This is a genomic window from Massilia aquatica (assembly GCF_011682045.1).
Classification (GTDB): Bacteria; Pseudomonadota; Gammaproteobacteria; order Burkholderiales; family Burkholderiaceae_D; genus Telluria_A; species Telluria_A aquatica.
In genome coordinates, this window is sequence record NZ_VVIW01000002.1 from 333,453 (window position 1) to 355,136 (window position 21,684).

Annotated in this window: 19 protein-coding genes; 12 read left to right on the forward strand and 7 right to left on the reverse strand. The window is 65.6% G+C overall.

Features of this window, described 5'->3' with window-relative positions:
• The first annotated feature begins 9 nt into the window (after window positions 1-9).
• A complete protein-coding gene (locus tag F1609_RS04490; RefSeq protein WP_167075099.1) occupies window positions 10-1,041 on the forward strand; it encodes an OmpA family protein in 1,032 nt (343 codons plus the stop codon).
• A gap of 144 nt (window positions 1,042-1,185) precedes the next feature.
• Window positions 1,186-1,914, forward strand: coding sequence for a hypothetical protein (locus tag F1609_RS04495; RefSeq protein ID WP_167075101.1), 729 nt, complete (start codon window positions 1,186-1,188; stop codon window positions 1,912-1,914).
• Window positions 1,915-1,948: 34 nt separating this feature from the next.
• Here the strand turns inward: F1609_RS04495 and F1609_RS04500 are convergent, their stop codons facing one another.
• Window positions 1,949-2,659, reverse strand: coding sequence for a PEPxxWA-CTERM sorting domain-containing protein (locus F1609_RS04500; RefSeq protein ID WP_229421639.1), 711 nt, complete (start codon window positions 2,657-2,659; stop codon window positions 1,949-1,951).
• 182 nt (window positions 2,660-2,841) lie between these two features.
• On the opposite strand from F1609_RS04500, the gene F1609_RS04505 reads away from it, so the two are divergent.
• Entirely contained in the window at window positions 2,842-4,896 is a 2,055-nt protein-coding gene (locus tag F1609_RS04505; protein WP_167075103.1) for a S9 family peptidase, read from the forward strand.
• A 22-nt stretch (window positions 4,897-4,918) separates the two neighbouring features.
• Window positions 4,919-5,794, forward strand: a complete 876-nt coding sequence (locus F1609_RS04510; protein ID WP_167075105.1) for a DUF3828 domain-containing protein — start codon at window positions 4,919-4,921, stop codon at window positions 5,792-5,794.
• Window positions 5,795-5,828: 34 nt separating this feature from the next.
• Here F1609_RS04510 and F1609_RS04515 read toward each other — a convergent pair whose 3' ends face one another.
• Together F1609_RS04515 and F1609_RS34440 are read right to left on the reverse strand one after the other, a co-directional pair.
• Complete coding sequence (locus F1609_RS04515) at window positions 5,829-7,004, reverse strand: glycoside hydrolase family 18 protein (RefSeq protein ID WP_229421640.1); 1,176 nt, start codon at window positions 7,002-7,004, stop codon at window positions 5,829-5,831.
• A 54-nt stretch (window positions 7,005-7,058) separates the two neighbouring features.
• The gene (locus F1609_RS34440; RefSeq protein ID WP_229421641.1) at window positions 7,059-8,975 is read right to left on the reverse strand and encodes a glycoside hydrolase family 64 protein; all 1,917 of its coding nucleotides are present in this window, start codon (window positions 8,973-8,975) and stop codon (window positions 7,059-7,061) included.
• 621 nt (window positions 8,976-9,596) lie between these two features.
• On the opposite strand from F1609_RS34440, the gene F1609_RS04525 reads away from it, so the two are divergent.
• The 5 genes from F1609_RS04525 to F1609_RS04545 all read left to right on the forward strand — a co-directional run bounded on the left by F1609_RS04525 (window position 9,597) and on the right by F1609_RS04545 (window position 16,324).
• Window positions 9,597-10,589: a YwqG family protein gene (locus F1609_RS04525; protein ID WP_167075107.1), complete on the forward strand. Its 993-nt coding sequence runs from the start codon at window positions 9,597-9,599 to the stop codon at window positions 10,587-10,589.
• Complete coding sequence (locus F1609_RS04530) at window positions 10,586-11,569, forward strand: YwqG family protein (RefSeq protein WP_167075109.1); 984 nt, start codon at window positions 10,586-10,588, stop codon at window positions 11,567-11,569. The genes F1609_RS04525 and F1609_RS04530 overlap by 4 nt, the downstream gene beginning before the upstream one ends.
• A gap of 72 nt (window positions 11,570-11,641) precedes the next feature.
• Window positions 11,642-12,016 (forward strand): YajD family HNH nuclease, encoded by a 375-nt coding sequence (locus tag F1609_RS04535; protein ID WP_167075111.1) that lies wholly within the window; start codon window positions 11,642-11,644, stop codon window positions 12,014-12,016.
• A gap of 17 nt (window positions 12,017-12,033) precedes the next feature.
• On the forward strand, window positions 12,034-15,300 hold the full coding sequence (locus F1609_RS04540; protein ID WP_167075113.1) for a tetratricopeptide repeat protein: 3,267 nt from the start codon (window positions 12,034-12,036) through the stop codon (window positions 15,298-15,300).
• 130 nt (window positions 15,301-15,430) lie between these two features.
• Entirely contained in the window at window positions 15,431-16,324 is an 894-nt protein-coding gene (locus F1609_RS04545) for a calcium-binding protein (RefSeq protein ID WP_167075115.1), read from the forward strand.
• Here the strand turns inward: F1609_RS04545 and F1609_RS04550 are convergent.
• The 4 genes from F1609_RS04550 to F1609_RS34445 are packed head-to-tail and all read right to left on the reverse strand — an operon-like array spanning window position 16,296 to window position 18,099.
• Entirely contained in the window at window positions 16,296-16,736 is a 441-nt protein-coding gene (locus tag F1609_RS04550; protein WP_167075117.1) for a hypothetical protein, read from the reverse strand. The two genes, F1609_RS04545 and F1609_RS04550, sit on opposite strands and share 29 nt — an antisense overlap.
• A complete protein-coding gene (locus F1609_RS04555) occupies window positions 16,733-17,485 on the reverse strand; it encodes a DUF4386 domain-containing protein (protein WP_167075119.1) in 753 nt (250 codons plus the stop codon). The genes F1609_RS04550 and F1609_RS04555 overlap by 4 nt, the downstream gene beginning before the upstream one ends.
• A 50-nt stretch (window positions 17,486-17,535) precedes the next feature.
• Window positions 17,536-17,793, reverse strand: a complete 258-nt coding sequence (locus F1609_RS04560; protein WP_167075121.1) for a hypothetical protein — start codon at window positions 17,791-17,793, stop codon at window positions 17,536-17,538.
• 9 nt (window positions 17,794-17,802) lie between these two features.
• On the reverse strand, window positions 17,803-18,099 hold the full coding sequence (locus tag F1609_RS34445) for an ArsR/SmtB family transcription factor (protein WP_229421643.1): 297 nt from the start codon (window positions 18,097-18,099) through the stop codon (window positions 17,803-17,805).
• A gap of 403 nt (window positions 18,100-18,502) precedes the next feature.
• Here F1609_RS34445 and F1609_RS04570 point away from each other — a divergent pair, with 403 nt between their 5' ends.
• Genes F1609_RS04570 through F1609_RS04580 form a run of 3 tightly spaced genes read left to right on the forward strand, consistent with a single transcriptional unit; the run spans window position 18,503 to window position 21,666 of the window.
• Window positions 18,503-19,621, forward strand: coding sequence for an acyl-CoA dehydrogenase family protein (locus tag F1609_RS04570; protein WP_167075123.1), 1,119 nt, complete (start codon window positions 18,503-18,505; stop codon window positions 19,619-19,621).
• Window positions 19,622-19,631: 10 nt separating this feature from the next.
• On the forward strand, window positions 19,632-20,486 hold the full coding sequence (locus tag F1609_RS04575) for a phosphate/phosphite/phosphonate ABC transporter substrate-binding protein (protein ID WP_167075125.1): 855 nt from the start codon (window positions 19,632-19,634) through the stop codon (window positions 20,484-20,486).
• A complete protein-coding gene (locus tag F1609_RS04580; RefSeq protein ID WP_196785396.1) occupies window positions 20,464-21,666 on the forward strand; it encodes a ferritin-like domain-containing protein in 1,203 nt (400 codons plus the stop codon). The genes F1609_RS04575 and F1609_RS04580 overlap by 23 nt, the downstream gene beginning before the upstream one ends.
• Window positions 21,667-21,684 lie beyond the last annotated feature (18 nt).

Here is a 21,684-nt window from a genome sequence, read left to right on the forward strand (position 1 = left end):
AGAATGACGATGAAACCAACCATTATTTCCCGCCCGCGCACCGTGCTGTTCGCCGTGATGGCCCTGGCCGTGCAAGGCGCCTGTGCGCAGACGCTCAATGCCCCGGCGCAGCGCATCTCCGACCAGGCGATCGTGGCCGACCAGGCTGGCTACAGGGCCTTGCAGCAGCGCGTGAAGGCGCTCAACGACAAGGGCGTTCCGGTCAACAATTACTATCTGTCGAAGGCGCAATGCTGGCTCGACGTGTCGCTGCACGAATATACGCGCAACGACCGTTCGGCTTTCCCGCAGCAGGCACTGGAGCAGGGCGCCGCCATCGTCGGCGCGCTGGAGACGGGCGCCACGCCCAATCCGGGCGACCAGACCCCGCTGGTGAACGACGCTGCCAAGCTGCGCGACGACTTGTGGGCGCGCTTCGGCGGCGTCAAGGGCGGTGCCGGATTTGCATGCGCGGCGCAGAAGGTTGCCTGCGGCGAAGTCGAGCTGGTGCATGCCGGGAACGAATTCAAGCAGCAGGGCTGGCGCCATGCCAACCCGTACATCCAGATCGCCGAAGACCATCTGCAGGCGGCGCAGGCTTCGGCTGCGGCCTGCGGCGGTGCGCCGGTGACGGTGGCGGTGGCGCCAGTGCCAGGTGCGGCGCCGGTGGTGTCGGTCGAGAAATTGACCCTGGCGGCCGATGCGCTGTTCCGTTTCGACAAATCGGGCGTGGCCGATCTGCTGCCTGCGGGCCGCGCGCGCATCGACAGCATGATGATCAAGCTCGACGGCGTGTATGCGCAGGTTTCCAGCATCAAGCTGACCGGCTACACCGATCGCCTGGGTACGGAAGCGTACAACCAGCCGCTGTCGGAAAAGCGCGCGGCGACGGTGCGCGCCTACCTGGTGAGCAAAGGTTTTGCGGGCGAGATCGTCAGCGAAGGCAAGGGCGAAGCGGACCAGGTCGAAGCCTGCACGGGCGTTGCGCCGCGTGCCGCGCTGATCGGCTGCCTGCAACCGAACCGCCGGGTCGAAGTCGAAGTGACCGGCATCAAGCGATAACAGCGAAACGGAGTCATGTTTGCGATAGCGCTTGATTGAGCCATCAAAATCAGAAACCACCTACAACCGGGGTCAGAGCTTTAATCAGCAACAAAAATGTTGCTAATTAAAGCTCTGACCCCGGTTTACCAAAGAACAATCCCTATGCAAACATTCTCCCGCGTGCTCGCCCGACTGGCGATCGGCATCGTCCTCGGCGCCAGCGCCGCCATGGCAAGCGCAAGCGGCGTCGATCCGTCCTTGCCGCGCGATTCCGACCAGCCGGTATCGCCACGCTTGTACCAACAGAAGGGTTTCGACGCGACCCCGCACGCGCGCGAGTTCAGCGAGTGGAAAGTACGCTTCATCGCCGACAAGAAGGCGCTGTTTGCGCAGATCGAGAAGAATATCCAGGCGCATGACCTGAGCCCGGAGGAGAGTGATGCACTGCGCCAGCGGACCAAGGACGAGGCCTTCCGCAATTCCATCGACGGCGGCAAAAAGGGCCGTTCGCTGGTCAACTTCATGGAGCAGGCGCTGCTGGCGCCGCCATCGCAGGGTGCGCAACCGGGCATCAGCGTCGGCCGCCTGATCGACAATGAGCACAGCCGGGCAGTCGGATTCGGCGGCACCTTCGATGATGGCGGGCGCCGGGTCGAGCTCTGGTATGTGGTCTTCCACGATATCGCCAGCCTGACCAACGGCGAGCTGCGTGAGATCGCCAGCTATTCGGTCTTCAAGCCGCTCGCCTTGCCGGAGCTGAACGAAGTCAAGCGGATGAGTTGGCCGTCGATGACGTTCGTGCGCGATGGCTCGGGCCGCTTGATGTTGTGGTCGCTATCGCAGGAACAGTTCCAGATCGTCGACCGCATGCACTGGAAATCGCTGATGTAAGTAAAAAAGCGGCTTTTGCGTTGCCGCGCGCGATTCAGGCGCGCTTGCGGCGAGCGCTGAAGCCCAGGATGCCCAGGCCGCCCAGCAGCATGGCCCAGGTGCCCGGTTCGGGAACGGGCGAGACGTCGATTTCGGTCAGCGAGTGCAGGCGCCCGGTCATGCTCATCAGCGCGTTGTCGCTGGTACGCAGCCAGGTATGCGAGAACTCGGCGCGGTTGACATCGCCAAGCGAGAGTCGCAGCGGCAGTTCGCCATTCGGCAGCCACGTGCCAGCACTGTTGTCGAGGATGATATAGGTGGAAAATGGCCATCCGCCTGCGCCCAGCATGAAGCGGTCCAATGGATCCCAGGAGTACATGTCGTTTTCGATACGGATATGGCTCAGCGCGCGTGACTCGGACGATGTCGGAACGCCTTTGTCGTACACGGTAAAGGTCAACCTATCCGCCGTAGCTGGCGCGGGTTGGTAGGTATACCCCCCCGGCGCGGTGGCGTCAGGGAGCTGTCCATACGTGCTGTAATTCGGATCGAACGCCATCTCTGAATCGTAAGAGAAGCGCCCCACGACTTGCTGATCGACCGCGACCACGCTGCCGGGCACGCTACCAGTGCTCACGCCTTCTTCCGTTTGTTGAAACACGTTTCGTACCGATTCAATCGTCGTCGTAAATTCAAAGACGTGAACCTTGGCCTGGGCCGGCGCGCATAATGCCAGTGCCGTTAGTGCAGTCGCGATATATTTCATAGTATTCCAATAATCATTTATTGTTGCATTATAGTACATTTCATTTTTGCAATCAATACAGGCATCGGCCTTGCTATCTATCCCAAACCCCATCTTTCGGCTGCTCTCGCGATACGAACTTGGTATGATGCCGGGGCCATTTCGTATCGTCTGGCACTTTTATGACTCTTGGGGACATTGCAATGATGGGACGTTTGTTCATATTGGGAGCGGCCACCCTGGCCGCCGGCAGCGCGCTGGCCGCGCCGCGTGGTTTCACCATCGAAGACCTGGTGAAAATGGAACGGGTCGGCGCGCCGGCCCTCTCGCCGGACGCTTCGCGCGTGGTCTACACGGTGCGCAGCACCAATATGGAGAAGAACCGCGGCAACACCCAGCTGTGGATGATCGATCTGCGCAGCGCCAAGCCGACCCCGGTCCGGCTGACCGAAGGCGAATCGAACAGTACCGACCCGGAATGGTCGCCCAAGGGCGACGCCATCTATTTCCTGTCGGCGCGCTCGGGTTCGTCGCAGGTGTGGCGCCAGCCGGTGGCTGGAGGCGAAGCCGTCAAGGTCACCGACCTGCCGCTCGACGTCGATAACTTCCGCCTCTCGCCGGCCGGCGACCGCCTGGCCATGAGCCTGGCCGTGTTCCGCGATTGCACCGACCTGGCCTGCACCAAGACGCGCCTGGACGAGAAAACGAAAAACAAATCGAGCGGCAAGGTCTACGACCGCCTGTTCGTGCGCCACTGGGATACCTGGTCGGACGGCCGCAACAACGTGCTGTACTCGGCCCCGCTCGACGCCGCCGGCAAGGTCACTGCCGCCCCGGTCAGCCTGTCGGGCAGCATCGACGGCGACGTGCCCTCGAAACCCTTCGGCGACCGCGAGGAATACCGCTTCAGCCCGGACGGCAAGAGCGTCGTCTTCAACGTGCGCGTGGCCGGCAAGACCGAAGCCTGGTCGACCAATTTCGATATCTATCAAACTGCGGCCAGCGGCGCCGCCGCGCCGCGCAACCTGACCGCCGACAATCCGGCCTGGGACAGCAAGCCGGCGTTTTCGCCCGACGGCAAGACGCTCGCTTATCTGGCCATGAGCCGCCCTGGCTTCGAGGCCGACCGCTTCCGCCTGGTGCTGATGGATGTCTCCAGCGGCAAGAAGCGCGTCGTGGCCGAGAGCTGGGACCGCTCGATCGGCGACTACAAATGGCGCGACGATGGCAAGGCGCTGCTGGCCACCGCCGACGACCTGGGCCAGCACCGCCTGTTTTCGATCGACGCCGCCAGCGGCAAGGTCGTACCATTGAGCGAGAAGGGCTACGTCAGCGCGTTCGACACGCGCGGCAAGACCGTGGTCATGGCCCAGGCCAACCTGCAATCGGGCGCGCAGCTGTTCAAGAGCGTCAACGGCGGCGCTCCGGTCCAGCTGACCCAGCTGAACAGCGAACTGCTGGCCGACGTGCGCTTCGGCGAATCGGAACAGTTTTCCTTCACCGGTGCCAAGGGCGAAACCGTCTACGGCCACGTGATGAAGCCGTGGGACGCCAAACCGGGCGTGAAGTATCCGGTGGCCTTCCTGGTCCACGGCGGTCCGCAGGGCAGCTTCGGCAATTCGTGGAGCTACCGCTGGAATCCGCAGACCTACGCCGGCGCCGGCTACGCGACCGTGTTCATCGACTTCCACGGCTCCACCGGCTACGGCCAGGGCTTCACCGATTCGATCAGCGGCGACTGGGGCGGGGCACCGCTGGAAGACCTGAAGAAGGGCCTGGACGCGGCGGTCAAAAAATACTCGTGGCTCGACCGTGAGCGCAGCTGCGCGCTCGGTGCTTCGTACGGCGGCTACATGATGAACTGGATCGCCGGTAACTGGGCGGACGGCTTCCGTTGCCTGGTCAACCACGACGGCGTGTTCGACACGCGCGGCATGGCCTACGCCACCGAGGAACTCTGGTTCACCGAATGGGAAAACAAGGGTACCTACGTGGACAACGCCGCGCTGTACGAAAAGTTCAACCCGGTCCATTTCGTCAAGAACTGGAAGACGCCGATGCTGGTGGTGCAGGGCGACCTGGACTTCCGCATTCCGACCTCGCAGGCGCTCGGCACCTTCACCGCGCTGCAGCGCCAGGGCGTGGAAAGCAAGCTGCTGGTGTTCCCGGACGAGAACCACTGGGTGCTGAAACCGGCCAACTCGGTGCTGTGGCATCATACGGTCAAGGATTGGCTCGACCGTCACCTGGCGCGCTGAGATGGCAGCCCGGCATGGTTTGATGTTGATGGCTGTGCTGGGCGCCACGCTTGCACCATGCGCGGCCGCGCCGGCGCCGGATATCGCGCCGGCGGCCTTCATCGGCGCCTTCTACCGCGATTACTTTGCCGATCCGGCAGCGGCCAGGAAGCGCCACGTGGACGGTGGATCGTTCTATTCGAGCGGCCTGCTGACTCTGATGGCGGCCAACCGCGCCGCCTGCGCTAAGACCCGGCGCCAGGACAGCAAATGCGGCTGGAACGTTGACGGCGACGAGTTCTTGCACACGCAGGAGCGCGACCCGGCGCTGACTTTGGCCTCGTCCGGTTTTGCGGCCAAGGCCGTCGGTGCCGCTGCGGTGGACGTGACCTTTCGGGTATTCCCCAACGAGCCGGAGTCGCAGCGAGCGGTACGCTATCTGCTGGTGCGCGAAAACGGCCAGTGGCGCGTCGACGACGTGATCGACGAAGAGAAGGGTGCGTATTCGTCCAAAAACGGCCTGCGCCGTTACATCGTGGACGAAAATCGCTACGCTAACGCCAACGCGCTCGATGTCGCCGAGGCGGCGCGCTGGGTCAACGCGTTCGTCCAAAGCGAGTCGGCACAATCGTTTGCGCGCTTTGCGGCGTTTCCGCTTACCGTATGCGATACCACGGGCGGATGCGTGCCGTACAAAGAGAATGACGCGCGCCTGCCGCTGCTGGTGCGCACGCTCTACCTGAGCTACTTCGACAAGGGTGTCTTGCCACTCCCGGTCCCGCGTGGCGCGGCCAGGCAAGGCAAGGTGGCGCGCAGCGGCCCGTTCGACTACAGGTTCCAGCAGGGCCAGTGGTGGCTGTCGCGGGTCGACCTGCGGCGAGCGCCAGTCCGGCAAAAACAGGCACTGCCGGCCCGTTGACCGGGGCCGGCAGGCTTGCCGCTGTTGGGTCAGGTCATGGGTTAATCAGCGGCGCCACGCGGTTGGCGAACGGCCAGCCCTGTTCTTCATCGGTGTGGATCTGCCAGTTGAAGCCACCGCGAATATCCGGATGGTTGGCCTTGACCTGGTTCCACGCGCTTACCGCCTGCTCGCGGCTCATGTAGTTGGCCGCGTTACTGATCCCGAAGCCCACCACCACCCGGTTCGCGCCCAGCAGGGTGACCCACTGCCGCACGTTATCGGCCACATACGCCGGATCGTTCAGGCCCGGCCCGTCGTAGTACTGCGGCGCGGCGTAATCCATCGCCCCGGCGGCCACCATGGCGCGGCAGAACTCCTTGTCGATGGCATTCCAGGGCGCCGGCGGCGCCGAGATGATAAAGCCAGGGTAGCGTTTTTTCAGTTCCAGGCTGATCCAGATCATTTCAGCCGTATCGGGCCGCTGGTCCGCCTCGAAGGTATTCCAGTCCATGCCGTCGATCCCGCCCAATTGCGTGTGGATGGCGGCGATGCTGTTCACAAACGTCTGCGATTTGGTCCGGTTCGGAAAACTCATGCCATTGCCGGCGCCCCCCACCGACAAGATGATCTTGCGGCCCTGCGTCGTGCGCGCGTACTGGATGTCGGCTTTCAGGTTGGTCGCCGCGCCGCGCCCGTTGCCGGGCGAACTGAAGGTGACCGCGCCGGTGGTGCCGGGCGAGCCGCCCACCGGAACCGCATGGAACAGGTAGATCAGGTTGTAGCGCGCGTTGACGTCGCGGATGCGGATCGGGGAGGGCGTCCAGTTCGGATAGTAGCCGCCGACGATTTTTTTCGCCGCCGGGAGCGCGCAGGTGGTCTGCGCCCAGTACCAGGTGCTGATGGTCGGGGTGGTGCCATCGCTGCCGTTGCCGGCCACCTGCACCACCTTGTAATACAGCCCGTTCGGCGCGTACAGCACCACGGTGCCCAGCGGGTAATTGACGCCGGCTTGCCAGGTGACGGCGGCGCAGGGCGCCAGCGCGGCCGACGATCCGGCATCGGTGCCGCTGCCTTCGATGGCGCCGGCTTGCATCAACGGTGCGGCGGCGGCGGCCGGTGGCGCCAGTGCGGCGCCCGGCGCATCGCCGGCCGATGATCCGCCCCCGCAGCCGGCCAGGATGGCACCGCCGATGGCGGCCATGCCCAGGTATTTCAGTAGTTTTTTCATGTCGACTCCTGATGAATAAATGAGAAAGGACCGCGCGCGGCGGTCCGGGATGCCTTACCAGCCGATGGTCACCGTGGCCGTGGTCGGGGCGGTGGAGTGCACCGACGAGCTGTAATTCCACACGTCGTCGTAGGCGAAGCCGTAGGCCAGCCTGTTGATGCTGTGGTCATGCCAGAACTTGGAATACCAGTTGGCCGGCTGGCCGGCCGGGTAGAAATACGCCGAATCGCTCCAGCGGGCCGGGTCTTCCACCACATGGCGGTTGAGGGCCGCGCACAGCTGCGCCTGGATCTGCAACTGCTTGTGGTAGGCGGGCGTGCCGCCGACGGTGCCGCTCGGGTCGTCCAGCGCGCCGTTGCCGAGCAGCGCCATGGCGGTGGTGGGTTTGCGCACCTTGTAGGTGCCGGCGCCGTCGGTGAACTGGAACACGCCGCCCACCACCTGGCCGGAAAACGTTCCCTGCTGGTTGGTGAAGACCAGTTTCTGGCTGGTGTACTTGTTCCAGATATGGTTGATATAGCCGTCCAGATAGGCGGCGTTGGCGCCATTGCCCTGGAAGCTGGCGTGGGCCGGGGCGATGATGCGGTAGGGCGCGTACGGCGCCTGGGCCAGGGCCTTGAACTTGTCCGGCACGCTGGCGACGAATTGCGAGAAGATGGCCGCGCGCGTTTCGGTTTCTCCCACAGTCTGGTCGTAGCCGCCCAGGCCCTGCAGACGCAGTGTCAGGGGAAAGCCGAAGTGGTCGACCCGGGTCGTATTGCCAAAGAAGCCGTCGGTCGCGCCGATCGACATTTCGATGAAGTCGAAGTAGACGTCGATGTTCGGATCGGACGGATTTTCGATATTCGCGCCGGCGTAACCAAGGTTGCCGTTGGCGTCCGCGTTGACCTGCAGGTACATCGGACTGCCGACGCTCAGGAACAGGCGCGCCGAATTGAGCGGCGGGATGGTGATCGATTTGAGCTGGGCCAGGGTGTGAAAGTAGTTGGTATACGGCTTGCCGTTCTTGGTGAGCGCACCGTTGTCGCTCAGCGCCATTGGAACGAAGCGCCCGCCCGCATCGACGTGCACGTATTTGCCGCTGCCCCAGTCCTTGCCGATAATCGCCCAGTAGACCTGGCTGTCCGCGTACTGCCCGCGCGTGCCGTTGACCATCTTGAAGGTGGTCCGCTGGTTCCAGGTGCCCGGCTCGGGCGGCGGCGGGGTGGAGCTTGACGGCATCGGCACCCCCGGCAGGTAGCAGCGCTTGGCCACGCCGGCGATCGGGTCGCCGAACACGCCGCTGTTGCAGTCGGCGCCGCCGGTCATGCTCTTGGTGACGAAGCTGCCGTTGGCGCCGTACAGCAGCACCTGCGTGCCGCTGAAGTTGCAGCGCCCGTTTTCAGCGGCGCAGCGGGTCCAGGTGGTGGGCGCGCGGTCGCAGTGCTTGGCGCTGCCCGGCAGCGGGTCGCCGAACACGCCGCTGGTGCAGGCGGCGCCGCCGGTGACGGTTTGCGTCAGGTAGGTGCTGCCGGCGCCGAAGCGCACGGTCTGGGTGTCGCCGAAGCCGCACTGGCCGTTTTCGTTGGCGCAGAAGGCGAAGCTGCTGGTGATTTCGCAGTGCTTGGCCACGCCCGGCGCCGGATCGCTGCCGAAGGTCGTCGTATTGCAGCTGGCCGCCCAGTCGAACTTGTTGCTGGTGAAGCTGGTGCCGGCGCCGTAGCGCACGGTCTGGTTGCCGGTGAAGATGCACTCGCCGTTCTCGTCGGCGCAGAAGGTCCATTCGGTGCTCGACGCGGCCGTGCTGACGGCTGCCTCTTTGGCAGCAGCCAGGGTGGCGTCCGGCGTGCCGATATTGCCCGAGCGCACAGTGGTGGTGGCGGAGATGCTCGGCGCCGGTGCGGACTCGCCGCCGGACGACGAGCCGCCGCAGCCGCTCAGCAAACTCATGCCGAGTGCGCCGAGGGAGAGGAAATGCAGGAGTTTTTTCATGGGACGGTCACCTTGTCGACAGTGGCCGTTGTCTGCGCGTGGCGGGTGCAGGATCGCGGCCGTGGTAGTTGAATGCGCAATGGGAACGTTTCCAAAATGCGCTGTTTTTTGGCCCACGGATCAGCTTTGCGGGCACGAATCCCGTCCGGCGCTTCGATCTGCTGAAGTCGCCGTTCAAGTGGTCGCAGTATCACCGCCTATCAAAGCGAGGTCAACAGAGGTGAAACGTAATGTAAATTGGGTAAAAGAAAGGAGGAATGGCGTGCCGGAATCGCTTGTTGGCGCCGCCGCGCGTCACCGCCGAGGCGCTCCGAAATTGCTCTGGTAACATACGCTGACCAGACCACTTGGCACCATGGATTTTTTCGTCCGCAGCGCTGGCAGGCTCTGCCTTACGGGCTTGCTTGGATACCACTTGGGTTCCGGCCAGCCTGGAAGATGATCGCCATACGCGCGATATTGGCGCCAGATTCGCGTGCGTTGAGAGTGTTTTGCCGCGCGTTTGTTGCTGCCATCGTCTGTCTGAATGACGCAAACTATGTCGTCCCGCAGCCACAAACGTGGCATTCTGTCAGCATGCCGGCCCACCAGGGCCGCCAACTTGAGCGAACTGGAACCTGATTGCCACTCTCCGACTTGAACGCTTCGCACTCCATGCCGCGCCGCGCGGGCTTGCTGCTGGCCGCGGCCCTGCTGCTCACGGCGTGCTCGCCGGAGAAACCGGCGCCGGCCAAGGGCGCGCCGGCGCAGCAGAAACTGCCGCCGGTGGTCTACGGCCAATTGCCGCCGGAGCTGGCGCGCTATGCCGAGGCAATCGAGCGCTCGCGGCTGCCGTATATCCACGTCGGCTTGCATAGGCCGGACAAGCTGGCGCCCTGGAACAGCAGCCTGGGCGGGGCGGCCTACTTGCCGAAGGGACAGCCATATCCTGCCGGCCCCGATGGCGTGCCGCTGACCTTGCTGGCGCAGTTCAATTTTGCCGAGATGCCGGCGCTGGAGGGGTATCCCACACGCGGCATGCTGCAGTTTTACATTTCCGGCAGCGAGTCGAAGGAGCATTTTTACGGGGTCTCGGGGGAGAGCACCAAGCCCTACAACGCCGAACGCGAGTTCCTGTCGCTGACCAGGCAGCGCTGGTTCCGCGTGCTGTATCACCCCACAGTCGTGCAGGACCGCAAGAAACTCCAGCCCACCAAGGTCATCGCCAGCGACAATCTGCCGATGGCGGGCACTTCCGCGCTCAGGTTCGAGATCCGCGCCGAACCGGTGTCGGTGCAGGACTACCGCTTCGCGCGCATCCTGGGCCAGCCGCCCTGGGAGCTGTTCAAGCAGTTCGGCGCCAGACAGGACGCCGTGTCCGGCAACTACGAGAAGTTTTCGCAGAAATACACCATCGCCAAGCTGGGTGGATACAGCAACCCGACCCAGACCGACGTGCGTACCGCGCAGCCCGACGGCGACTGGCTGGTGCTGTTCGAGCTGCAAGGCGGCGGCGTCAAGGGCGGCTTCTACAGCGAATGGGGCGACACCGGGATGGCGGTGTTCTACATTCGCCGCACGGACCTGGCGCGGCGCGATTTCTCGCAGGTGGTCTACTCGTGGGACAACCTGTGAGCGCGCGTGCAATCCCGCCGCCGCTCCGCGCCTGCGTCTACCTGGCGGCGCTGCTGGCGCTGGGCGCCTGCTCGCCGCACGATCCCGAACCTGTGGCGGCGGCGCCGCCGGTCGGTGACCAGGCGCGCCGGGTCAGCTACGGTGCACTGCCGCCGGAGCTGGCGCCCTACACCGACAAGATCGACGCCTCCCGGCTTGCCTACATCGACATCACGCTGAAAGCAGCGCAGCGCCTGGCGCCGTGGAACAGCAGGCTCGGTGGCCCCGCCTACCTGCCCAAGGGGCACGCCTATCCGCGCGACCCCGATGGCGTGCCGCTGGCCTTGCTGGCGCAGCTCAATTTTGCGGAGATGCCGGCCCTGGACGGCTATCCCGCGACCGGCCTGCTGCAATTTTTTATCGCCGGCGGCGAATCGCGCGCGCATAGTTACGGCTCCGCACCGGACTTTCCCTCGCCCTTCGACGAGCAGCGCTATCTTGCGTTGCTGTCCGCGCAGCGCTACTTCCGGGTGGTGCACCACCCACGGGTCGAACAGAATCCGCAAAAACTGGTGCGCCCGCACGCCGCGCCTGTCGACGCGCTGCCGTTCAGCGGCACGGCGGGGCTGGTGTTCAAGATTGATACCGCGCCGGTGTCGGTCGACGATTATCGCTTCGAGCGTTACCTGGGCAAGCCGCGCAGCGATTTTTTCCGGCAGTTCGGCGTGCTCGGCACGGACCTGTTGGTCGAGTACGCGCACTATGCCAACAAGGAAGTTGTAGCCCAGGTGGGCGGCTACAGCAACCCGGCCCAGGATGATCCGCGCGCCTCGTGGCCGGACGACGACTGGATCGTGCTGCTCGAATTGCATGGCAGCGAAGCGGACCAGGGCTTGCGCATGATGTGGGGCGACATGGGCATGGGCGCCTTCTACATTCGCCGCAACGACCTTCAACGGCGCGATTTTTCCAAGGTTCTTTACTACGTCGACAGCCACTGAGCGCCTCGCTGGCCGCGCCCTTGACGATCCTGTATCCTTCGCCTTACAGACACGAATTGAAAGCGCACCACCATGATCCCTGGCAAAAAACCCGACGCCGCCCGCCTCGATAAAATCGTGGCCGAGGCGCGCAAGGCGGCCGAAACGCGCGAAACCGGTTACCGCGCGCGCTCGCTCAAGATGTACCCGTGGATTTGCGGGCGCTGCATGCGCGAATTCACCAACGCCAACGTCTCGCAGCTGACCGTGCACCACCGCGACCACAACCACGACAACAACCCGCCCGACGGCAGCAACTGGGAGCTGTTGTGCCTGTACTGCCACGACAACGAGCACTCGCGCTACCTGGAAGCGGACCGTGGCGCCGGCCTGCTGTCGGCCGAGGTGGCGCCCGCCACCCACAACCCGTTCGCGGCGCTGGCCGGGCTGATGAAGAAAAAAGACTGATCGATTCCAAGGATGGCATGACGCCGACATTTACCCGCCTGGCCGCCTGGGCCAGCTACCCGCGCCTGTCCATGCGGGCATTCCGCGCGCAATTCCCGCTGGCCGGCTCGGATGGGTGGCATGGCGAGGGTGACGAGGACGACAGTGAATTCGAGGTCATCCTCGTCACCGGCAACCTGAGCCTGACGCAGGACGAATACCTCGAGATCCTGCGCGATCCGGCGCGCCGGCTTGCCGTCGACGGCGACCTGCAAGTCGAGGGCAGGGTGAGCGGCGTGTTTTTCGTCAGCGGCGACCTGCATTGCCATTCGGTGCTGATGTCCTGGAAATGGCGTGACGACGCGGTGCGCGGGCGCATCCTGGCCAGCGATTGCGTCTGTATCAGCTCGGACGACCGGGGCGCCCGCCGCGTCGCCCCGGTTTGCCGCATCGAGACGCGCTTCCTGTTCTGCTGGTTCTACGAGATCGGCCAGGTCGAGCTGAACGCCGCCGCGGTGGTGTTCATCCTGGCCGACTGGGACGACTCGCATAATCTGGATGTGCCCAACCAGGTGGTGGTGTGGCACGACACCGTGCACGTGCTGGCCGTGGAATGTCGCGACGAAGTGACCATGGCCGATTCGGACCAGCCGAGCTGGGACTTCAAGGCCATCGAAGCGGCGTTGCGCGCAGGCCGATCCATCTACCAGAGCGGCTTCGACATCGGCTGCTATCCGGTCCGGATCGCGGCCGACGACGCGCTCAGCGTGGGCGACCTGCCGCTGGCGTATGGGCTGTACCGGCAAGCGGCCGCCATCTCCCCCGCGTATTACCCGGCCTGGTTCGGCATGGCCGACGCCTTCTGGTTCGCCGACGCGTTCGAGCAGGCGCTCGCCGCCTCTATCGCGGCCAGCAAAAAATTCCCGGAAGATGAATGCGGCCTGATGAACGACGCCGCCGTGCTGGCCGCCCGCTGCGCGCTGCTGCTGCGCCGCCTGCCGCTGGCCCGGGAGATGGCCGGGGTGGCGCTCGATCACGTGGCCCGCAACTGGGTCAAGGTGCGCGGCACCGCGCCGGCTTACCGCATGCGCGCCGAGGCGCATCTGCTCGATGGCCAGCTCGACGCCGCCCAGGCCGACCTGGAACTGGCGCTGGAAGACGAACCGTGGCACGACATATCCTTGTGGCTGATGGGCCTTGTGCACTTCCTGCGCGGCGAGCACGAACGCGCGCAGCACTTTCACGCCAGGGCGGTGCGCGTCAATCCCGACCTCGATGCCGCCTACGAGGACGAAGCGAATACCGATTTTCTCGACGGCGAAGCGTGCCGCGTCGACTGGGACCGGCAGGATGCCGCCGTGGCAGCCGCGCCACCCAGGGACGAAGCCTACTGGCGCACTTTCATGGCCCGCAACGAGAGCGCAAAGATCATTCGCGTCCCGCAGCACTTTCGCAGCACGGCCATGCTGCAAGACATGCTCGACGCCCGCAGCGAGGACGACGATACCGCATGGCAGGGCGACGTACTCGACTTCCTTGAGGCTTTCCCCGCGCAGGCATTCACCCCCGCGCTGGCACGGGCGGCGGTGGCGCGCTCGCCGCACAATCTCAAGTGGGTACCGCGCGCGCTGATCGACAAAGCGGTGTGCCTGCGGGCGCGGCGCGGCACCGGCGGCTTCGCGCTTGCGCACGTTGCGGCGCAATGCATCGACTACGAGGTGGCCCTGCGCGCGGCCGAATGCGGCGAAAGCATCGCCAACGTGCCGCCGCAGCTGGTCGACAAGGCGCTGTGCCTGGCCGCCATCATGTACCAGCCGTCCGCACTCGACGATGTGCCGGCCGCGCTCATCGACGACGACCTGATCGCGGCCGCCATCGCATTCGGCACGCCCTGGCACCTGGAGAGCCAGATGCCGGCCATGTACACCAGCGTGGCGCTGCTCGAACGCGCCATCGATCAGTACAAGCGCGCCCTGGATGCGATCAGCGGCACCCGCTTCGACGCGCATCTGTACCAGCATGCCTTGCGCCGCTACGGCCAGGACAGCGACTGGGACCAGATCGTGGCGCGCCACTCGCCGGCGCTGTGCGATGCCCAGCCCAGGACCAGCTGCGCCGAGGTGTGCTGGAGCGCGTTCTGGGACGAGGCGTTCATCCTGCGCCAGGTGGCCGGGAAATCGAACCGCCTGTCGCCCTGGCAGATCCCGGACGCGTGTTTTACCCAGGCCATCGCCAACGCCTGCGCAAAGCGCGACCGCATCCACCTCGACACGATCCCGCTGCGCTTCGTGCACCAGGCCATGTGCAACGCCTTCAGCAAAGAGTACCCGGGCATGCTCGGCCACGTGCCGGTGGCGTACCGCAGCGCGGCCATCTGCCGGGCCGCGGTGAAAAAAGATCCGGCCAACCTGGCCCTGGTGCCGCTGGCGCAGCGCAATGTCGACCTGTGTGTTGTTGCCCTGCTGGCAAGCGAGACGGTGGAGTGTGACGTGCCTTCGCCGGTGCACCGCGCCGTCTTCGAGCGCTTGATCGCGCGCCACGCGGGCGACTTCGAACCCGGCTTCCTGTATCTGTCGCGCGCCGAACGCGCCGTCTGCCGCAGCATGCCCGAGATCGACGCGGCCATGGCCGATTGCGCCACGGTGCGCGCGCGCAAGGCGGGCAGTGGTTTCACCCGCGACGACAAGGCGCAAGCACGCTTCGTGCAAGGTTACTGCCACTTCTTGCGCGGCGAGCCGGCCAAGGCTGCCAGGCTGCACCCCGGCGACGACTGGCCGGCGTACGAGGATGTCCATTTCGACGAGCCATCCGAACCGGTCGACTTCAACAAAGGCAAGTTCGACACGATCATGCGCGACCTGGACCGCCTGACGCAGGCGCGCGACTACCGGCGCGCGCTGGCCGCCGTGGAGGCGGGCGAACGCATGCTGGCCGACGCCGGTTCGCGCGATGCCTGTTTTTGGGCGCAGGTGCTCGACAAGAAGCGCTTCCTGGCCTACGAGCTCGGTGAATGGGACCTGAACGAAACGGCCTGCCACCAGATCATCGAACGCTTGCAGCACCAGGACCTGTGGCTGTTCAGCGCGTTCATGGAGCCGCTGCGGGCGGCCCTGCGCTCGGCCTGGTTCCGCCTGGGAACCATGCATGCCGGCGCCGATCGTTCGGCCGGCGAACTCAAGGCCGACCTGGCGCTGATCGACAAGGCGCTCGCCCTGTTTTACTCGGATGAGGATGATGAGGTGATCGCCCCCTTCAAGGAAGGGCGCGCCACCGTGCGCGCGCTGCTCGACGCCGCCAGTGCTTAAACGGGGTTAGTTGCTCAAAATCAACCAACTCCTGGCGCAGCCCTGCGCTGCCTTCATAAAGTTTCCATTGGTAAATATAGAGTGGGATGGATGCCAACCGGCGCCCATCGCAGTTTTTCCAGGAGACCTTATGACGACCGACACCGCAGTGAGCACGCTCGCCCCCCTGTTGGCAGCTGAACCGGACCCGCTGCTGTTCTGGCTCGACCCGGGGGCGAGCGCCGCCCTGGCCGCCGCCATCGCCGGCTGGGCGCCGTCTTTGCCATTGAACGACATCGAAGCGATGATCCTCAGCGGCGACGATGGCGCCACCCCTTACTGGTTCGCACCGCCCTGCAACGCGCCAGCCGACAGTGCGCGCGACGCCGTGCTGAGCGGCAGCGACGACGCCGACATCCTGCACGGACGCGATGGCGCCGACCTGCTGTTCGGCCTCGAAGGCGACGACATCCTGCAGGATGTACGCGGCAATAACCTGTTCGACGGCGGCGCCGGCGACGACATCATCGAAGGCGCGGGCCTGAGCCTGTACATCGGCGGCACCGGCAACGACACCATCACCGCCTGGGGCGCCGATTTCACGCTCGCCTTCAACGCTGGCGACGGCTACGACACAGTGGTCTTGTGCGCGCGTGGCGCGGCGACCATCTCGCTGGGCCTGGGCATCGGCGCGGCCGACGTGTTCTTCACCAGGAACGGCAGCGATTTGATCGTCAACACCAGCGCCGCCGAAGGCATGGCGCTCGCCGGCTGGTACGACAACCCCGCGCCCGGGGCGCTCGGCTTGCAACTGATCGGGGCGGCCGGCATCGAGCTGTTCGACCTGATGGCCTTGACTGCCGCTTTCGGCGACCAGCAGGGCGCGCGGCTCGGGCAGGGCGGCGCGCAAGGTTCCGCCCCGGCCGGCGGCGAACTGGCGGCGCTCTACGCCACCAGCGCCGCCGGCATCGAGATCACCGGTGCCAGCGCCGCCCTCTGGACCGATGGATTCGGCTTTATCGCGGGCCTGGGCGTGCTGCTGTAACGCCCGGGGTGGTCCACGGCGTGCCTGGCGCGCGCCAGTATTCGCGCGCCATGTACCGCCACGGCAGCACCAGGGGCACCAGCACGATGCCGATCGCGCAGGCGAACAGGGTCTCGGCGGCGTACGCGTCGAGGCCCGGTCCCATCCACATCGGCAGGGCAAAGGCGGCGACCCAGATGATCTTCCATACCAGCTCAAAAATCAGCAGCGGCAGCATCCGCAGCGGATAGCGCAAGCCCAGCACCGACAGCAGGCACAAGGCGCCGAGCAGCGAGCGCACCACGGTGCCGGCATTGGCCGTCACCCCGGGCGGCGCAATAATCGCCGGCCACATGGTCAGGCCCAGCCCCACCACCAGCAGCAGGTACATGGCGCGTAACAGGTACAGTCTGACGGTGCTGATCTGGTTCATTGTGCGGCTCCTTTAACATGCAGTTGGTCCCACGCCGGGATATTGACGCCCTTGAACAGCAGGCATAGGCAGAAGGCGCTCTCGCCGACAAACGACGGCACCAGGATCGCCGGAAAAACCACGGCGTGCAGGGCGGGGGAGAGCACCATGATGAAGGTGTTGAGCAGGTAGCACAGGCCGGCGAGCTGCATCAGCAACCCCACGGGCGCCGGAAAATAGCCGGACTTGCGCACCAGGTAGCCGACGATGATGCACTCGGCCCCGAAGAACATCAGCGCCAGCGCAAACGCCTGCGAATGGCCGACGATGGCCAGGTAGGCCGCAGCCTGCGCCTGGCGCGGATCGATGCCCATCTGCGCGGCGGCCAGCAGCGGCGCCAGCGCGCCTTGCAGTTGCAGGGCGCTGACGCTTTCGACCGCCAGCGACACCAGCGCGAAGAACATGGCCAGCAGGGTCAGGTTGCGGTTCACGGGCCGCAGCAGCACGTACCACGCCAGCGAGAGGCCGACGGCGCACAGCAGCAGCACCAGTTGTCCGGCCACGCCGAGGCGCCACAGAGCCTCCGAGGCGAGGATGCGCTGCGCGGTTTCGGCGGCATTGCCGGGTACGACCAGGCTGTTGCGGATCAGCGTCTCGCCCAAGAGGCCGATGACGATGATGACGAGGTACAGCGCGCCGGCAATGCGCGCATAGCGCTGCGCCTGCCTGCCGCCGGGTTCAATTTGCTGATGCTGATGCTGGTGCTGCATGCTGTTCTCCTAGTGAGGTGCAAAAACCGGTCGGGGCAGGGCGGTGCGGCTTACTCGACGTCGCGCAGCATTTTTTCGACGGCGGCCACGCGCGTTTTCACTTCCGTCATATGGGCGTTCATGGCGCCCAGCGCGGCCGAGGTTTCGGCCTGGGCCGCCGCTGCCTGCGCCGCCAGCTGGCGGTAAAGCTCGTCGCTGGCCTGGCGCGCTTTGGCCTGGGCGATGGCGGCCAGGTACTTCATGCCGAAAATGAGCAGGAGGGTCAGGAGCGGCAAGCCGATGGTGATCAAAAAGACGTGTTCTGACATGGTTGGGCTCTATTTCTCAGGGTTGATGGTCAGCGACTGCGCCGCCTCGGCAATCGTCTCGGGCGTGAGCGCCACCGCGAAGCCGGACGCTTCGAAGTAGTTGAGCGCTTTGCCGTCGTGCGACAGTTCGAGGCGGCTGGTCACGAGGCCGGCTTGTTCGAGTTTTTGAAGATGCAGGTGCAGCAAGGGCCGGCTGATGCCAATGTCGCGCGCCAGCTGGCTGACGTAATTGCGTCCGCCCGCTGCCAGCGCCGCAATGATGCGCAGCCGGTGCGGATTGGCGAGGGCCGACAGGATCGCCAGCAACTGGTCTCCGTCGAGGGATTTTATATTTTCTTTCACCTGTAAACAATATCTGACACGTGACAGGCGGTCAAGCGGATTTTTTCGCCATCGGTGGGAATGACCATGCCCGCAGTAGGGCGAGTCTGGTAAACTGCCGGCAACTGTTGTGTTTGTATCGAACCAGCCCGCCGTAACGCCGCTGCCAGCTTCCATGGAACGCTGGAGCGGGTCCGACGGCCCGCGTGTGGCTGGTGCGATGAACTGACGCCGCAAAAGTACCGTTTCCAAGCGCTGCCGCCAGGCAGGTCGAGCAGAATTTGTCGAGGTGCGACCCTGTCGGACGATTCCCCTGCGGCGTCGCCGCGCCCTGACTTTGCCTGCGCCCCTGCCGGTGGCATCTATCCGCCATATTGACTGGGATGCCATGACTTACCTCCACACACTCGACACCATCGTCAGCACCATCGTGCTGCCGGCCGCCCCCGATACCGACCGCGAAGCGCGCTTTCCGCGCGCCGCCATCGACGCGCTGGGCCAGGCCGGCCTGCTCGGCCTTGTCAGCAGCAAGGACGTGGGCGGCATGGGCCTGGGCCTGCCTGAAGCGGCGCAGCTGGTCGAGCGCCTGGCCAAGGCCTGCCCATCGACCGCGATGATCGTCTGCATGCACCTGTGCGCGGCCACGGTGCTGGAAAAATTCGCCAGCGAGAAGGTGCGCCGCGATGTCGCTTGCGGGCGCCACCTGAGCACCCTGGCCTGGTCCGACAACGGCTCGCGCAGCCACTTCTGGGCGCCGGTCGGCACGGCGCGCCGGGACGGTGACGCCATCGTCATCGGCGGCAGCAAGTCGATGGTCACCGCCGCCGGCGAAGCCGATTCGTACGTCTGGTCGACCGCGCCTGTATCGAACGAAGGCGCCAGCACCCTGTGGCTGGTCGACAGCAAGAGTGCCGGCCTGTCCGAACCGAAAGCGTTCGACGGCATGGGCTTGCGCGGCAACCGCTCCTCGCCGATCAGCGCCACCGGCGTGCGCGTCACCGAAGCGGCCATGCTGGGCGTGGACGGCGGCGGCTTCGACATCATGATCGGTGCGGTGCTGCCGGTGTTCTCGACCCTGATCGCCTCGTCCTCGCTGGGCCAGATGGACGCCGTGCTGGAAGCGGCATGCGCGCATGCGGCCGGCAGCAAGCTCGAACACCTGGGCAGCGCCTTGTGCGAACTGCCGACCATCCGCGCCTACCTGGCGCGCGCCCGCATCGACGCCGACATGGTGCGCACCCTGCGCGACGACACGCTCGCCGCGCTGGCCGCTAACCGTCCGGACGCCATGCTGCGCGTAATGCAGGTCAAGGCGGCAGCGGCCGAAGCGGCGCTGGAAGTGACCGACACCGCCATGCGCGTGTGCGGCGGCGCGGCCTTCCGCAAGGATGTCGGGATCGAACGCTACTTCCGCGACGCGCGCGCCGCCTCGGTCATGGCGCCGACCTCCGACGTGCTGTTCGATTTTATCGGCAAGGCCGTGTGCGGCATGCCGGTGTTCGGTTAAGGAGAACGCGATGACCACACCACTGATGATGGGCGCCGTCGCCTACGCACCGAAAGTCGTGACGATCTGGGAAGGCTTCAAGGAGTACTTCCGCCGCCACGATTTTGAATTCGACTACATTTTGTACTCCAACTACGAGCGCCAGGTCGAAGCGCAGTTCGACGGCAGCATTGCGCTGGCGTGGAATTCGCCGCTGGCCTGGGTGCGCGCCGAGCGCATGGCGCGCGCGCGCGGCCAGCAAGTGACCGCGCTGGCGATGCGCGACAGCGATTGCGACCTGACCTCGGTACTGGTCGCGCGTACCGGCCCGGTGCTCACGCTGGAACAACTCAAGGGCAAGACGATCGGCTTTGGCGCCATCGACTCGCCACAGGCGCACCTGATTCCGCTCGACCTGATGCGCCAGCACGGCATGCTGGCCGGGCGCGATTACACGGCGCGCCGCTTCGACGTCCTGGGCGGCAAGCACGGCGACCATATCGGCGGCGAACGCGATGCCGCGCTGGCGCTCATCGCCGGCCAGATCGATGCCGCCTGGATGATCGACAGTAACCACATGGCGTTCTCGCGCGAAGGCGTGCTGCCGGCCGGCGCCACCGCGATCCTGGCGCGCACCGAGCCGTTCGACCACTGTAACTTCACGGTCAGTCCGGGCGCGCCGGCGGATAAAATCGCGCGCTTCAACGAACTGCTGCTGGCCATGAGCTGGGACGACCCGGAGGTGCGCCCGCTGCTCGAACTCGAAGGCCTGAAAACCTGGCTGCCCGGGCGCGTGAGCGGCTACGACGCGCTGGTGCGGGCGGTGGACGACGAGCGTTTCTACGATGCGGAAGGGAAGATCCTTGCGGCCGACTATCGATATTGAGGCCTTGGGCTTCGACGCCGGCGCCCACCTGCTGGTCAAGCACGGCTTGCAGCAGATCGCGCCGGGCCAGGAGCTCGATGTCACGGGTTCCGGCGCGGGCTGGGACGGGCAACTGAGCGCCTGGTGCCGCAGCCAGGGCCACCCGTGCGCGCCGCTTGCCGTGGATGGGCGCAAGGTGGTGCGCGTCACGCGCGGTGGGGCATCGAGCGGCCGCTGGCGCGCGGCGCTGCACAGCGGCCATGCCGACCCGCGTGCCGACGGCGCCATCGCCACCCAGGCCAAGGCGCAGTGGGGCCTGGCGGCGCGCGGCGCCACCGTGGAAGCCGGCTCGCCCGCCATGCACTTCCGCCTGGACCAGAAAGAGGAAGTCTGGGCCGAACGCGCCGCCGACCTGTACGCGCAGGCCGCCGCCGCCCAGTGGGACCCGGAGACGGCAATCGACTGGAAGGCCGACTTCACCCTGCCCGACATGGTCGAAGACGCGGTGGTGCAGGTGCTGACCTACATGATCGAAAACGAAGTGGCGGCGCTGGTGGTGCCGGCGCGCTTTCTGGGGCAGGTGCATCCGCACTTTCGCGAAGTGCAGGCGGTGCTGGCGATCCAGGTGGCCGACGAAGCGCGCCACATCGAGGTCTTCACGCGGCGCGTACGGCTCAAGGGACGCGAGCCGGGCCTGTCGACGGCGGGCGGACAAAGTTCGCTCAAGACGCTGCTCGACGAGCAGGATTTTTCGGTGGCCGAGTTCTTGCTGTCGGTGCTGGGGGAGGGCACGTTTGTCAGCCTGCTGCACTTCCTGCATGCGTACGCGCCGGACCCGGTCACGCGCCAGATCGCGCGCCTGGCCGCGCGCGATGAAGCACGCCATGTCGCCTTCGGCATGACGCACCTGGCGGCGCGGCTCGAACGCGAGCCAGCCTTTCGCACGCGCCTGGCCAACGCGGTCCAGTCGCGCAACGATGCGCTGGCGGCCAGTTCGGGGCTGAACGAAGAGGTGTTCGATTCCCTGATCCTGCTGGCGGCGGGCGCACTGACCCCGGACGCGATCGCGGCCGGCTACCTGCGCGTGCAGCAGCTGATGGTCGACATGGCCGAAGGGCGCCAGTCGCGTCTGGAGCGGCTGGGGTTTTCGAAGGCCGAGGCGCAGCAGTTGTCGGCGCTGCATACACGTAATTTCATGTGATGCCGTGGTGTGTCCCGC